This window comes from Mucilaginibacter segetis (assembly GCF_016522075.1).
In the GTDB taxonomy this organism is placed as follows: Bacteria; Bacteroidota; Bacteroidia; order Sphingobacteriales; family Sphingobacteriaceae; genus Mucilaginibacter; species Mucilaginibacter segetis.
Map to the genome: position 1 here is coordinate 270,082 of NZ_JAEHFW010000001.1, position 14,681 is coordinate 284,762.

The window sequence follows — 14,681 nt, forward strand, 5'->3', positions numbered from 1 at the left end:
CTGGTGTTTATTGTGCAAATGTCTTTCTTTTTAACACAAAGTTGGCACCCAGGTAAACCTTTCGTACCATTTCATTTTCGGCGAGTATTTCCGGTACGCCCGATTCTAATATCTTCCCTTCAAATAATAGGTAAGCCCTGTCTGTAATTGATAAGGTTTCCTGCACATTATGGTCGGTTATTAATATACCAATATTGCGGTGCTTTAGTTTAGCCACCATAGCTTGTATCTCTTCTACGGCAATAGGATCAACCCCGGCAAAAGGCTCATCAAGCAATATAAAATTAGGTTGGGCGGCAAGTGCCCTTGCAATTTCGGTACGCCGGCGTTCACCACCCGATAACAGGTCCCCCCGGTTTTTACGCACTTTATGTAAACTAAATTCATCTATCAGTTCTTCCAGTTTACTGCGTTGTTCATCCCTGCTCATCTGGCCCATTTCCAGCACGGCTTTTATATTATCCTCCACGGAAAGCTTGCGAAAAACCGAAGCTTCCTGCGCCAGGTAACCTATTCCTTTTTGCGCCCTGCGGTACATGGGGTTACCGGTTATATCTTCATCATCCAAAAATATCTTCCCTTCGTTTGGCTTTATCAAACCTACTATCATGTAGAACGAGGTGGTTTTGCCTGCACCGTTTGGCCCTAATAAACCCACTATCTCCCCTTGCGAAACATTGAACGATACATCGTTAACAACGGTACGCTGTTTGTATTTCTTTACTAAATTATCTGCTTTTAAGATCATTTATGTTTATTCAAAAGTTGAAATTGCCTTCAAATTTTTATTCACCTTTAATTTTCACTCAGGTTTATTCCTTTAATGTTTAATTGCACCGTACGTGTTTCGCGCCAAATATTTTCTTCAATAGTATAACAGATATCAAACGGCACGCCGCTTTTAAGGTAAGGCAAATATTCGGCCTGGTTAAACGCGATACAGCTAAATGCCGCCGATCCGGGCTGCATCACACTCATTTTTAGATGACTGCTGCCCACCAGTGCTGCGCTACCACTAACATACACATTTTTTGTAAGGAAAACGGGGGCCATGTTCTCCGGCCCGAAGGGCGCAAACTGTCGTAATATTCTGAAAAACTTCGATTCAATATCTTTTAGTTCAACTTCGGTATCAATAAGTATTTGCTGTATCAATTGCTCCTCGGTAATGCTGGTGCTTACTACCTCCTCAAACCGTTGTGTAAAAGCGTCTACATTTTCGGGAGCCATAGTTAAACCCGCAGCGTATTTATGCCCGCCGAATTGCAACAGCAGATCGCTGCAGCCACACAAAGCCTCGTACAGGTCGTAACCCAGAACGGAGCGTGCCGAACCTGCCACATGCCCGTTAGACCGGGTTAGTACTACTGTTGGCCGGTAATATTTTTCGGTAAGCCGCGACGCCACTATACCAATAACTCCCTTGTGCCAGTTTTGATTAAATACCACGGTCGACTTGCGGTTAATGAGCGCTTCGTCGCGTTCAATCATTCCCAGGGCCTCTTCGGTGATTTGCTGATCATGACCCTTCCGCTCAGTATTCTGCAGGTTAATCAGATCGCCCTTGGCCCTTGCATCATCTTCATGACAGGCTATCAACAACTCTACGGCATTTTTTGCATCATGTATCCGGCCGGCAGCATTAATACGCGGGCCGAGCAAAAATACCACATCAGATATGGTATATTCCCCTTTACGACCGGCAACCTCCATCAGCATTTTTATGCCGATGCAAGGGTCTGTATTTATTTTTTGCAGACCCAGATGTGCTATAACCCGGTTTTCGCCTGTGATGTGTACAATATCGCAGGCTATGCTTACGGCTGCCAGATCAAAATAGTTGCTTACTTCCTCAAACGGAAGATTATTTTTTTCGGTATAAGCATGCACCAGTTTTAAACCAATGCCACATCCGGAAAGTTCTTTGTAAGGATAGCTACAATCGCTGCGTTTGGGGTCAAGTATAGCTACCGCAGCAGGTAATTCATCGCCCGGAAGGTGGTGGTCGCAGATAATAAAATCAACACCCAGGGTATTGGCATAAGCTATTTTATCAACCGATTTTATGCCGCAATCTAAAGCGATGATAAGCGAAAAACCATTGGCCGCGGCATAATCGATACCGGTTGTGGAGATACCGTACCCTTCTTTGTAACGATCGGGTATGTAATACTCCATATTGGCGTGATGTTTCTTAAAAAAACTGTACACCAGGGCTACCGCGGTAGTGCCATCTACATCGTAATCGCCGTAAATAAGTATCTTTTCGTTTCTGGCGATGGCTTCTTCAATTCGAAGAACGGCCTTCTCCATGTCCTGCATTAAAAAGGGATCGTGCAGATGAAGTGCCCGCGGGCGGAAAAAGTACCTTGCATCATCAAAACAGGTAATGCCCCGCTGAACGAGCATTTTTGATAAAACCGGATCAATGTTAAGCTCTGCAGATAATTGTTGTATCAGAACACCATCTGCCGCATCTTTTAACACCCACCGTTTGCTCATTAGTATAATTGGTTAAAACAGTAAAGATAATAATTTAAGGTAAGCTGAGGGAGTACTTTACTCCGATTCCCGTTAATTAATTCCCCTTAAGCAGCTGGTATTTATTCCCGTTTGATGGGTCGGCCTGTAGTAATATATTCATGGCCTGCAGTTTATCACGTGAACTTGCTCCGCTGAAAATAGATACCAGTTCATCATCCTTAGCGGTAAAAAAAGCCAGCGGGAAATAGGAACCCAGTCGTTTTCTGTCCACCTGTGCCAGGGTTGGTAATAAATCGGCAATAACCTTGCGCCCTTTAACGGCGTTTTCAGCCATAATATCTAAACCGTTGCGGTGATAGTCGTAAATAAAACCGCGTAAATTCAGATAGAGTTTATTGTTCAGGTTCTCCGACAGCCAGTACCTGTTAAGGTTGCTGTCAAAAGCTTTCCAGCCTTTAAATGATGAGGTTTGTGCGTTGATGGCCACACTTTGCGCATTCAGAAAATACTGCGAACCGCCGTATCGTGAAAACGAATCGTAATCCATACCCACAATAATATAGGCATAAAAAGCCATAATGGAACTGAGATTTCCCTGAAAATTCTGATCGCTGAAATCAATGGTTTGCCCTTCGTTGTAGGTGAAATCAACGTCCTTATCGTTTATATTAAGCAGGGTGGTAGTATAGGTGGAATTGTAAACCGGCCTTGATGATTGTACCTGTAATTCACCGCTAAAGTTGCTGCTGCCATCCCAGTTGGTGATGTTTAATACAAAATTACAGTCAATTCTCTCCTGGGGTAAAATAGCATCCGAGCTCCATTTACGGCCATTCAAAAAATCTTTCATGGCGGTTTCCAACGTCTGGAAAATGCGTCGGTTGGTAACCTGTACCTTTGGCGCTACCACTTTTACCCGTGCATTCAAATCCTGCGCGTTTGCGGTGCAACAGCTCAGTATTAAAAGTGCAAGGGTTAAATATCGTTTCATTTATTTATTAGTTCGGTAACTTTAAGGCAAATATCGCTGGCTACTTCGGTTTTACTTTTAAGCGTAAAAGCCGTTTTTTTCAGGTCGCGGTCAATAATGGTAACCTTATTGGTATCAGTTTTAAAACCGGCACCGCTATCATTCAGCGAATTTAAAACAATAAGGTCAAGATTTTTATTCTTTAGCTTTTCTATAGCGTGGGCTTCCTCATTATTAGTTTCCAACGCAAATCCAACTAATATTTGTCCGTTGGTTTTTTGTTCACCAAGAGTTTTTAATATATCGGTGGTTTTCTTCAGTTCAATATTTATATCGCCCTGCTGTTTTTTTATTTTTTGCGTGGCTACGTTTGCCGGTGTGTAATCGGCTACGGCAGCGCACATTACACAGGCATCAGCAGCCTTAAAATAAAGCAGGCATTGCTGCAGCATCTGGGCCGCGCTGGTTACATCAATACGTTTTATATTTTGGTATTTACTTACTTGTGCTGTTGGCCCGGCAATAAGCGTAACGTTCGCGCCCATTGCGGCAAATTTATCGGCTATGGCAAAACCCATTTTACCGGAGGAGTGGTTGCCGATAAACCTAACCGGGTCAATAGCCTCATAAGTAGGCCCCGCGGTAACCAGTACAGATTTATCTGCTAACGGAAGTTTTTTTTTAAGCTTCGCCAGTAAAAAGTCAATTATTTCCTGAGGTTCCGCCATGCGGCCTTCGCCATATAAGCCACTTGCAAGTTCGCCGCTGCCCGGTGGGATAAGTATGTTACCAAAGCTTTGCAGTTTATTGATGTTTTGTTGAGTTGCGGAATGTTTCCACATATCCAGATCCATTGCAGGGGCAAAATACACCGGGCACCTGGCAGAGAGGTAAACCGCCATCAGCAGATTATCACATAAGCCGGTGGCCATTTTTGCGATCGTGTTGGCACTGGCAGGGGCAATAATTAAAGCATCGGCCCATAAACCTAATTCCACATGATTATTCCATTCGCCGGTATCGGCTGTAAAATAATCAACATACACAGGTTTTTTGGAGAGGGTAGCTAATGTTAAGGGCGTAATAAAGTTAGTGGCATCAGGCGTCATTACTACCTGCACATCTGCACCGGCCTTAACTAATAACCGTATCAGGGCGGCGGCTTTATAAGCCGCTATACTTCCGCAAATACCTAAAACTATTTTTTTACCCTCGAGCATGGTATTAAAGTATAAAATAAAAAGTCAAAATTCAAAAAAACAGGGATACCCAAACCTTTTGAATTTTGACTTTAAACGCCGTGCAACAAAAAAGCTTATGCTTCTTTTGTTGGATTACGGTAGTAAATTTTATCTTCTAAAAATTCCTGAACCGCCACTAATGTAGGTTTAGGCATTCTTTCGTAGTGTTTAGAAATTTCGATCTGCTCACGATTCTCAAAGATCTCTTCCAGGTTATCATTAGCTGAAGCAAATTCAGAAAGTTTTTGATGCAATTCCTCCTTTACGTTATTTGATATCTGGTTAGCTCTTTTTGACATAATTACCAACGACTCATAAATGTTGTCGGTTTTTTTGTCCAAATCGCGCAAATCGCGTGTTATTGTGCTGTTTGCCGGAGCTGCAGCAGGCTTATTTGTGTTGTTTGCGTTCATATCTTTATTTAATATACTATTAATTTGGTATTTTTTGATTGTTATTGTTTTTTTCAGACGGGGGCTGTGTATGTACAGTATCCTGCGCTGCCAGTTTTTGTGCCAGTTTTGAATCCTGCAAAGCTTGTGCTAACAGCTTTTTAGTTTTTTCAATTCCATCCAAACTATCTTTTTTATAATCTTCCGCATCTTTTATATGCTTGCTTTGCGGATACTTTTCAATAAACTGATCAGCATAACTGATAGTTTGCTCATACCTTTCTTCCTGTTTATCTGCACGGCTTTGATGCGCGTAATCATACTGAGCCTCGATAGTTAGATATTCCAGTTCTTCGGCATACTTGGTGTCCGGATAATCACGTAAAGTATTGCCAAATGAAATTACCGCTGCCTGGTAATCGCCGATGGTAAGGTATAACTTTGAATTTTCAAATGCTTTCTTTTCCAGCTTATCCCGCAGATCCTGTATCAGTTTGCTGGCTTCTGTTACACGGTCGCTTTTGGGGTACAGGTTAATAAATAATTGTAAGGATTCGATCGCCTTGAGGGTATTTTCCTGATCAAGAGAATATATTGGCGAATCCAGATAATAACAATAGGCAGCTATAAAGCGGCATTCTTCGGCCCGGGGGCTCGACGGATAAGTATCAGCAAAGGTTTTAAAATGATACCTTGCCGAAGTATAATCCTTTAGTTTGTAATTTGTATAAGCGTAATAATAATAAAGGTCTTCGTACCCTGCCCGTCCCCGGTACACGGTAACTAAATTTTCAAATAAACCTAAGGCTTTATTGTAATCCTTTTTGTTATAATATTTTATAGCTTCCTGGTATTTTTTAGCGTTATCGTTACTTGCTCTTAATTTTTCGTACTTGCTTTTACAACTGCCAAGCGCAATAACTAATAGTAGCATTACGCCTGTAAAAATAGATCGTTGTTTTTTAAACATTTTGCAAAGATAGGTGAATATTATAAATCAGTCAATTATTTATTTCTCAGCGAATATATAACGGCTACTGTGCTACTTATGTATAAAAAATAACTATTTAACATCTTTTAACAACACGCTGCAATAACAGGGCTATCCTTCAGCTTTTCAGATAAATTCAATGGTTCCATAAAACAAGTACGATACAACAAAGACGGACTTTGTTGTATCGTACAATATAGACATTTTTACTCCTTACGGAAATAAAATGAGGAAGAGATTGGTTACGCCTCGGCTAAGTGTTCGCCTGTAACAGTTCCTTTAATTTTACCCTCCAATTCTTCTGCCATTTCAGGATTATCAAGTATCAATTGTTTTACGGCATCACGTCCCTGTCCTAAACGGGTTTCGCCATAGCTGAACCATGAGCCTGCTTTTTTAATGATATTGTATTCAACTCCCAGATCAATAATTTCACCTGCTTTTGATATACCTTCACCAAACATGATATCAAACTCAGCTATGCGGAATGGAGGTGCAACTTTGTTTTTAACAATTTTAACCTTTACACGATTACCAGACACTTCATCGGTATCTTTAATTTGTGATATGCGGCGCACATCTAAACGTACTGATGCATAAAACTTAAGCGCGTTACCACCTGTAGTGGTTTCAGGGTTGCCAAACATAACACCTATTTTATCGCGCAATTGATTAATAAATATACAGCAGCATCCGGTTTTGCTGATGGTTCCGGTTAGCTTACGTAAAGCCTGCGACATGAGGCGGGCTTGTAAACCCATTTTAGAGTCGCCCATTTCGCCTTCAATTTCAGCCTTTGGTACTAAAGCAGCAACGGAGTCAATAACCAGGATATCAATTGCACCTGAACGGATCAGGTTATCAGCAATTTCAAGTGCCTGTTCTCCATTATCCGGTTGCGATATCAGCAGGTTCTCTACATCAACTCCCAGTTTTTTAGCATAAAATCTGTCGAAAGCGTGCTCTGCATCAATAAATGCAGCAATACCACCTTTTTTCTGACATTCGGCAATGGCATGTATAGCCAGGGTTGTTTTACCTGAAGATTCGGGTCCGTATATTTCAACTACACGGCCCTTTGGTAAACCACCAATACCTAACGCAATATCTAAGCCCAACGAACCGGTTGATATTGACTCTGTGGCTTCCACCACATTGTCGCCCAGTTTCATGATGGTACCTTTTCCGTATGATTTTTCCAGCTTGTCCAATGTAAGCTGTAATGCCTTTAGTTTTTCTGTATTGCTCATCTTAATGTTTTGTGGAACAAATATAAATAATGTTTTATTTAATTGCTAATAATTTTAGTATTTTATTTATTTGATAGTTGGCCTTATTTGTAAACTTACCTATCTGGTAAGCAGTAATCAAATATCTTTATCAACACTTCTTCTGGCCAGTTCTTTACTAATGGTATTTAGCATTTTTTTCTTTTTGGCATCTTTTGTCTTACGGATCTTTAAAGCTTCGGCTTTTTGCAATGCGGTCTCCGTGTTATGTTGCTGATAATATTTACAAAACCAGGTAAGAGGGCAAATTTCGCATTTCGGACTGCGTGCTACGCAAATATAGCGCCCATGCAATATCAGCCAATGGTGTGCCACGCCCAGCGTATTTTGGGGCAGGTATTCTGTTAATTGCTTTTCTACGGCAAGCGGGGTACGTGCCCTTGTGGTTAGGCCTATCCTGTTAGCCACCCTGAATACGTGGGTATCAACAGCAATGGCCGGAGCATCAAACACTACCGAAGCTATTACATTAGCAGTTTTACGGCCCACACCGGGTAGTTTTTGCAGTTCTTCAATTTTTGATGGCACCTCTCCGTTAAAAATATCCATCAGCATTTTACCCATACCTGCAAGATGCTTTGCTTTATTGTTAGGATAACTTACACTGCGTATATAAGGGAATATTTCTTCTGCGTTGGATGCTGCCAATGACGCCACGTCCGGAAAGCGTTCGAACAGGGCCGGGGTTACCTGGTTTATGCGCTTATCGGTGCATTGGGCTGATAGTATTACTGCCACTAATAATTGGAATGGATTATTATAATGCAGCTCCGTAACAGGGTTAGGTTGATTTTTTGAAAAGTACTCTACAAAATGACGGTAACGTTCGGCTTTAAGCATTACAATTCAATTCGGCAACAAGGCCGTTTTTATTTACAATAATCACCATTTGTTGGGAAACGGACAAGAATGTTGACAGAAATAAAGGGAATATTAAAATAGAAAGGTTCATAAATCAAACTTCCGGACATTACATTCGGCCGTTTGATTCATGAACCAGTTAGTTTTGCATCAGCTATCGCAAGCTTTTAGAATAATCAAGGATGTAATGAATGGTTTGCAGTTTGGGTTTCTTTTTAAGAAGATCCAAATCTACACGCAGAGAATGATAAAAAATCATATCATCTGCTTCCAGATTTTCATGTACCTCAGATTGTTTCACTCCCGCTTTGTTAGTGACTGCATTAAAAATTGATGTAAAGGTTTCACCCATAAGCTATTGTTTTGTTTTAATTTATAAAATAAACGACAGATTAATGGGAATATTTTGCCAACATGAAAATTAAATGAAATTTTTTTTCACTTATTATTTTACAGCCAAAAACAGCCTTTGTAACAGCATTAAAAAAGGAATAACAATATAACGATCTTAATTTTTCAGGCTCATTTCTTTATTCTGCATCATTTTACGCAGGTTGTTAAGTGCATAACGCATACGGCCTAAGGCGGTGTTTATACTAACCTCGGTAACATCAGCTATTTCCTTAAAGCTCATATCAGCAAAATGGCGCATTATTAAAACCTCTTTTTGCTCAGACGGCAGTAGCTGTATCAATGTTTTCAGATCTTTATGGGTTTGTTCGCGTACCAGTTTATCTTCCGCGCTTTGGTCGTAGCTTCCTAATACTTCAAAAATATCAAAGTCGTCGCCATTGCTTACCATAGGAGCACGTTTCTCCCTTCTGAAATGGTCTATCACCAGGTTATGGCCAATTCTGGTTACCCAGGGTAAAAACTTTCCTTCCTCATTATATTTTCCTGCTTTTAGGGTGTTTATTACCTTAATAAAGGTATCCTGAAAAATATCCTCGGCTAAAGCTTCATCTTTAACGAGTAAATAAATAGAGGTGTAAATTTTTGATTGGTATCGCCGTATCAATTCTACAAGGCCTGCTTCGTTACCGGCTATATACTGATGGATTAGATCCTGATCACTTTTCAATTGAAAATCCATAGAAAGTTCCTACTTAAACTAAATTAATATTTTTTACGTTATAAAGTAGAGTTGTATTCTATAGCTTTTTCTTTTAGGGTTTAAGAATTATTACTTCCAAATATAATGAACTTGAAAATAAAAACAAATATTTTTTAAGGAGTGGTGTGTCATGGAATCATCATAATTCCTGTAAAGCAAGTTTAAGCATACTATTTTAACATTTAGCTATCTTCCTGTCACATTTCGCAATCTCATTTGCATAAAGCTAAATATTTTAGGATTTTTGCGTTTCTAAAAAACTCCGTAGCTTATAGACTGTTGAATGCTTTAAAAGGTTTAATAGCGGAGCATATCTTTATTAAAAACATTTCATGATCACAGAAGCAGAAAAAGATCCGCAGCATCATATCATCATAAAAGGGGCAAGGGTACACAACCTTAAAAATATGGATGTGGCCATTCCTAAAAACAAACTGGTAGTAGTTACCGGGATGTCGGGCTCGGGTAAATCATCACTTGCGTTTGATACCCTTTATGCCGAAGGTCAGCGCAGGTATGTAGAGAGCCTTTCTGCCTATGCCCGCCAGTTTTTAGGGCGAATGAATAAACCCGACGTGGACTATATTAAAGGTATTGCACCGGCTATTGCTATCGAGCAAAAAGTAATTACCAGCAACCCCCGGTCAACGGTAGGTACTTCCACCGAGATATACGATTATCTTAAACTACTGTTCTCCCGGATCGGCAAAACTATTTCACCTGTATCCGGAGGGGTAGTAAAAAAGGATACCGTTACCGATGTTATCAACTTTATAATGGCTTTACCTGATGATACGCAGGTTACCATACTTTGCCCCTTGCATCCGCATAATAACCGCAGCCTGAAAGAGGAGCTTGCCGTATTAATGCAAAAGGGCTTTGTAAGGGTGGAATATAAAGGTCAGCTATCGCGTATTGAAAGTTTGCTGGAGGATGAAAGTATTGATAATGCCTCTATGCTGCCTGATGCTGAAGCTAAGCCCGCATCCAAGGGGAAAAAGACAAAAGCAAAAGCTGAAACCGCAGTTAGCGAAAGCGATGCTGCGCAGATTGATCCGCAATCGTTACTGAAAATTGTTATTGACCGTATCACAAAGAACGAAGAGGATGAAACACTTAGCCGTTTGGCTGATAGTATACAAACCGCTTTTTTTGAAGGTAAGGGCGATTGTTATGTAAGGTATGACGAAGAAGAACGCTTTTTCTGCGATCGGTTTGAACTGGATGGCATCCGCTTTGAAGAACCCACCCCTAATTTTTTCAGCTTTAATAATCCTTATGGCGCTTGTAAACGCTGCGAGGGTTACGGTAAGATAATAGGTATTGATGAGGACCTGGTTATCCCGGATAAAAGTAAAAGTATTTATGAGGGAGCCATTGCACCCTGGCGCGGTGAGAAAATGCGCGAATGGAACGATACGCTGATAAAAACTTCGCTTAAGTTCGATTTCCCGATACACCGCCAGTACAACCAGCTTACACCCGGGCAACAGCAACTGTTATGGACGGGTAACAGCTATTTCAGAGGGTTGGACGAGTTTTTTAAAGAACTGGAAGAGCAAACCTATAAAATACAATACCGGGTAATGCTGAGCCGTTATCGCGGTAAAACTACCTGCCCCGAGTGTAAAGGGAGCCGTTTACGTAAGGATGCGTCCTACGTTAAAATAGATGGCCACTCTATAACCGATGTTGTGCTGATGCCACTGGATAAAGCCTTTGACTTTTTTAGCAGCCTGCAGTTAAGTCCGACAGATGTTAAGGTGGGTAAACGCCTGTTGCTGGAGATAACTAATCGCCTGAGGTTTTTAAACGATGTGGGGCTTAGCTATTTAACGCTTAACCGTTTATCTAACACCTTGTCGGGCGGCGAGTCGCAGCGTATAAACCTGGCTACTTCCTTGGGCAGTAGCCTGGTGGGCTCGGTATATGTACTGGATGAACCAAGCATAGGCTTGCATCCGCGTGATACGCAACGGCTTATTGGTGTGCTGCGCTCCCTGCGAGATGTAGGTAACACCGTATTGGTAGTGGAGCATGAGGAAGAAATAATGAAAGCTGCCGATCATATTATTGATATTGGCCCGGAAGCGGGTACGCATGGTGGTAATTTAATATTTACAGGTACTTATGAGCAGATAATTACTGATGATGACAGCCTTACCGGTAAATATCTTAGCGGCCGCAAAAGCATCCCTATACCTGCTACCCGCCGCCAGTGGAATGATTTTATTGAAATTAAAGGTGCGCGCGAGAATAACCTTAAGCACGTAAATACCAAATTCCCGTTAGGAGTGCTCACCGTTGTAACGGGCGTTTCAGGTTCGGGTAAAACCAGTTTGGTAAAGAGAATTTTAGCACCTGCATTGCAAAAAACACTGGGTAATTACTCGGGCGATCAAAGCGGTGCATTTGATAGTATTGAGGGCGATTACGCCAAGATTGAACAAGTGGAACTGGTTGACCAAAACCCTATTGGCCGTTCATCCCGCTCTAACCCGGTTACCTATGTAAAAGCCTGGGACGAGATCCGTAATCTGTTTGCCGGTCAGCCTGCAGCCAAAGCACTGGGGCTTAAACCATCAGCTTTTTCTTTTAACGTAGAGGGCGGCCGATGCGATGTTTGCCAGGGCGAAGGCGAGGTGAAAATTGAAATGCAGTTTATGGCCGATATTTACCTTACCTGTGAAGCCTGCGGCGGTAAACGTTTTAAACAACACGTTTTAGATGTACAATACCAGGACAAAAGCGTAGCCGAGGTGTTGGATATGACCATTGATGACGCCCTGGAGTTTTTTGCAAAAGAACCTAAAATAATTGCTAAAATTAAGCCTTTGGTTGATGTTGGTTTGGGTTATGTACACTTAGGGCAATCGTCAAATACGCTATCGGGTGGCGAGGCGCAGCGTATTAAACTGGCTTCGTTTTTAGTTAAGGGGAATAACACCCATAAAACCCTGTTTATTTTTGATGAGCCAACCACTGGTTTGCATTTCGAGGATATTAAGAAGTTGCTTAAATCATTCGATGCCCTGCTCGATCATGGTAATACCATTATTGTTATTGAACATAATATGGATGTGATAAAATGTGCCGACTGGGTAATTGACATTGGCCCTGAAGGCGGCGACCGTGGTGGTAAGGTGGTATTTGAAGGTACGCCCGAACAACTTATAAAAGTTCCGGATAACTACACGGGTAAGTTTTTACAGGACAGGTTTTTAGGAAAATAGTATTATTATTAGGTCATTGGGTTATTGTTTTTTCATGTGATACTTAACGGGTGGGGAAATTTATTAGCCGGGTGTATAAGATATTTCGCTATCGCTCAATATGACAGGAGGAGAAAGTTATAGTGTTGCTTTTTTTACTTTCAATTTTAACCTTTCGCGATATTATTGTCCCGCCAATAGGGGTTTGCATGCGTCTTAAAATTTAATGGTGTACAGGTAAAATGGCTTTTAAAGGTCTTAAAAAATTTGGGTGGATAGGCAATGCTTTTTTTGCCCGACTGAATCTTATACCTTTTATTGCCGCTCTTTTCGTAGCTTTTATATTAAAAATGCGGTTTGCAGCCTTTAAAGGCAGTTTTTAGGAGCATTGTTTACTTTTAAGCAAGCCGTGTGCCAAAACAAAAGAACGATTTTTTGATGTTTAAAGAAAGGATAGTGTATGATGCGTGGGGTGAATGCTGCAAAACCGAAGGAGTATCCGGTGTTATTAGTTAATGTAAATATACGGAAAAATCTTGGCAATTAAAAGCTAGGTCTGCAACAAAGGAAATATTAGACTCTCAACTCTACCCCCTTAGCACTCCGGCAAGCTGATCGGGATATTAATGGCCAGGCCGCCATCGGAAGTTTCTTTGTATTTGGAGTTCATGTCTAATGCGGTTTGCCACATAGTTTTTACTACATTATCTAAGCTTACTTTGGCTTTATCGGGGTTGCTTTGCAAAGCCAATTGCGAAGCGGTTATGGCCTTTATGGCACCCATGGTGTTCCGTTCTATGCATGGCACCTGCACTAAGCCGCCAATAGGGTCGCAGGTCATGCCCAGGTGATGTTCCATAGCAATTTCAGCAGCCATTAACGCCTGCCGCTGACTGCCGCCCAAACATTCCGTTAACGCCGCCGCCGCCATAGCGGATGATACGCCTATTTCGGCCTGGCACCCACCCATAGCTGCCGATATGGTAGCGCCTTTTTTGAATATGCTTCCTATCTCTGATGCGGTTGCCATAAACTGCATGATCCGCTGCTCATTATATCCGTCGCAAAAAACAATAAAATATTGCAATACTGCCGGTATTACGCCCGCGGCGCCGTTGGTAGGGGCCGTAACTACCCTGCCAAATGAGGCGTTCTCCTCGTTTACGGCCAGCGCAAAACAACTCACCCAATCTAATATATTTTTAAAACTTTGGCCGGTTTGCCTTATAGCTTCCACCCACTCCGGGTAGCTGGTGTAGGTAAGGTTGCCAATAAGCTTTTTATTGAGTGCGGAGGCTCGGCGGGCTACATTTAAACCACCCGGTAGCACGCCGGTTGTGTGGCATCCGCGATACATGCACTCCGTCATTACGTTAAAAATGTTTAACATCCCCTGATGGGTTTCCTCTTCGCTGCGCCAGGCCAGTTCATTCTCTATTACCACTTCGGATATCTTGAGCCCCGTTTTACGGCACCAGTGCAACAGATCATTAGCGGTTTCAATAGGGAAAGGCAGATCAACCTCCGGAAGGTGTACCGTTTCGTCATCATCCTGCACCACAAAGCCGCCTCCTATAGAGTAATAAGTTGCCGATATGGCCTTACCATTATCTAAAAATGCCTGAAAAGTTACCGCGTTAGGGTGATAGGGCAGGCTCTCCGTAAAAAGAAAGAGCATATCATCAGCCGGGTTAAAATCTATTTCATGCTCCCCATTTACTTGCAGCTTGTGGCTAACGCTGATGTTTTTTATTTTGGAGTCGATACGATCCACATCAAAAGTGACCGGATCATCGCCGCTAAGACCAAGCAGTATGGCTATATTTGTACCGTGACCCTTGCCTGTTTTAGCCAGTGAGCCGTAAAGCAGCACCTTTACCTGTACAACCAGTTGCAAAGCCTCCCGCCGTTGCAAAAACTGCACAAATTGCTGCGCGGCACGCCAGGGTCCCAGCGTATGCGAACTGGACGGCCCGATGCCTATCTTAAATATATCGAAAACAGAAATTTGCTCGCGCTGCTGCATTTTTTTTAGTTAAGAGGAGCGGGATATTAGAGCCGGAGCGAGATATTAGTGCCCGGTCGGCTATCCATTATATATAAAGTCTCTATCAACAATGAAATTAT

General features: G+C 41.8%; 12 protein-coding genes. 1 reads left to right on the top strand and 11 read right to left on the bottom strand.

The window, feature by feature from the left end; genetic code table 11:
• Window positions 1-7: 7 nt before the first annotated feature.
• From lptB to I5M19_RS01370, 10 genes are all read right to left on the bottom strand, one after another.
• Entirely contained in the window at window positions 8-748 is a 741-nt protein-coding gene (gene lptB, locus I5M19_RS01325) for an LPS export ABC transporter ATP-binding protein (RefSeq protein WP_200063265.1), read from the bottom strand.
• 47 nt (window positions 749-795) lie between these two features.
• Window positions 796-2,502, bottom strand: coding sequence for a single-stranded-DNA-specific exonuclease RecJ (gene recJ / locus I5M19_RS01330; protein WP_200063267.1), 1,707 nt, complete (start codon window positions 2,500-2,502; stop codon window positions 796-798).
• Window positions 2,503-2,578: 76 nt separating this feature from the next.
• Window positions 2,579-3,475, bottom strand: a complete 897-nt coding sequence (porD, locus tag I5M19_RS01335; RefSeq protein WP_200063269.1) for a type IX secretion system protein PorD — start codon at window positions 3,473-3,475, stop codon at window positions 2,579-2,581.
• Entirely contained in the window at window positions 3,472-4,674 is a 1,203-nt protein-coding gene (gene coaBC, locus I5M19_RS01340) for a bifunctional phosphopantothenoylcysteine decarboxylase/phosphopantothenate--cysteine ligase CoaBC (protein ID WP_200063271.1), read from the bottom strand. The genes porD and coaBC overlap by 4 nt, the downstream gene beginning before the upstream one ends.
• Window positions 4,675-4,769: 95 nt before the next feature.
• Window positions 4,770-5,108, bottom strand: a complete 339-nt coding sequence (locus I5M19_RS01345) for a DNA-directed RNA polymerase subunit omega (RefSeq protein WP_200063273.1) — start codon at window positions 5,106-5,108, stop codon at window positions 4,770-4,772.
• A 19-nt stretch (window positions 5,109-5,127) separates the two neighbouring features.
• A complete protein-coding gene (locus I5M19_RS01350; protein ID WP_200063275.1) occupies window positions 5,128-6,057 on the bottom strand; it encodes an outer membrane protein assembly factor BamD in 930 nt (309 codons plus the stop codon).
• A 263-nt stretch (window positions 6,058-6,320) separates the two neighbouring features.
• Complete coding sequence (gene recA / locus I5M19_RS01355; RefSeq protein WP_200063277.1) at window positions 6,321-7,328, bottom strand: recombinase RecA; 1,008 nt, start codon at window positions 7,326-7,328, stop codon at window positions 6,321-6,323.
• A gap of 117 nt (window positions 7,329-7,445) precedes the next feature.
• Window positions 7,446-8,207 (bottom strand): endonuclease III, encoded by a 762-nt coding sequence (gene nth / locus I5M19_RS01360; protein ID WP_200063279.1) that lies wholly within the window; start codon window positions 8,205-8,207, stop codon window positions 7,446-7,448.
• 175 nt (window positions 8,208-8,382) lie between these two features.
• A complete protein-coding gene (locus I5M19_RS01365) occupies window positions 8,383-8,580 on the bottom strand; it encodes a hypothetical protein (RefSeq protein WP_200063281.1) in 198 nt (65 codons plus the stop codon).
• Between the two features lie 156 nt (window positions 8,581-8,736).
• Window positions 8,737-9,321, bottom strand: a complete 585-nt coding sequence (locus I5M19_RS01370) for an RNA polymerase sigma factor (RefSeq protein WP_200063283.1) — start codon at window positions 9,319-9,321, stop codon at window positions 8,737-8,739.
• Window positions 9,322-9,674: 353 nt separating this feature from the next.
• Between I5M19_RS01370 and uvrA the strand changes: the two genes are divergently transcribed.
• A complete protein-coding gene (gene uvrA, locus I5M19_RS01375) occupies window positions 9,675-12,575 on the top strand; it encodes an excinuclease ABC subunit UvrA (RefSeq protein ID WP_200063285.1) in 2,901 nt (966 codons plus the stop codon).
• Window positions 12,576-13,149: 574 nt separating this feature from the next.
• On the opposite strand, the gene I5M19_RS01380 is transcribed toward uvrA, so the two are convergent.
• Window positions 13,150-14,580: an L-serine ammonia-lyase gene (locus tag I5M19_RS01380; RefSeq protein WP_200063287.1), complete on the bottom strand. Its 1,431-nt coding sequence runs from the start codon at window positions 14,578-14,580 to the stop codon at window positions 13,150-13,152.
• Window positions 14,581-14,681 lie beyond the last annotated feature (101 nt).

What these genes read in the sequence shown, in the direction of transcription:
- lptB (WP_200063265.1), bottom strand. Translation starts at nt 748, where the DNA reads ATGATCTTAAAAGCAGATAATTTAGTAAAGAAATACAAACAGCGTACC.
- I5M19_RS01380 (WP_200063287.1), bottom strand. Translation starts at nt 14,580, where the DNA reads ATGCAGCAGCGCGAGCAAATTTCTGTTTTCGATATATTTAAGATAGGC.
- porD (WP_200063269.1), bottom strand. Translation starts at nt 3,475, where the DNA reads ATGAAACGATATTTAACCCTTGCACTTTTAATACTGAGCTGTTGCACC.
- I5M19_RS01345 (WP_200063273.1), bottom strand. Translation starts at nt 5,108, where the DNA reads ATGAACGCAAACAACACAAATAAGCCTGCTGCAGCTCCGGCAAACAGC.
- recA (WP_200063277.1), bottom strand. Translation starts at nt 7,328, where the DNA reads ATGAGCAATACAGAAAAACTAAAGGCATTACAGCTTACATTGGACAAG.
- nth (WP_200063279.1), bottom strand. Translation starts at nt 8,207, where the DNA reads ATGCTTAAAGCCGAACGTTACCGTCATTTTGTAGAGTACTTTTCAAAA.
- recJ (WP_200063267.1), bottom strand. Translation starts at nt 2,502, where the DNA reads ATGAGCAAACGGTGGGTGTTAAAAGATGCGGCAGATGGTGTTCTGATA.
- I5M19_RS01365 (WP_200063281.1), bottom strand. Translation starts at nt 8,580, where the DNA reads ATGGGTGAAACCTTTACATCAATTTTTAATGCAGTCACTAACAAAGCG.
- I5M19_RS01350 (WP_200063275.1), bottom strand. Translation starts at nt 6,057, where the DNA reads ATGTTTAAAAAACAACGATCTATTTTTACAGGCGTAATGCTACTATTA.
- coaBC (WP_200063271.1), bottom strand. Translation starts at nt 4,674, where the DNA reads ATGCTCGAGGGTAAAAAAATAGTTTTAGGTATTTGCGGAAGTATAGCG.
- I5M19_RS01370 (WP_200063283.1), bottom strand. Translation starts at nt 9,321, where the DNA reads ATGGATTTTCAATTGAAAAGTGATCAGGATCTAATCCATCAGTATATA.
- uvrA (WP_200063285.1), top strand. Translation starts at nt 9,675, where the DNA reads ATGATCACAGAAGCAGAAAAAGATCCGCAGCATCATATCATCATAAAA.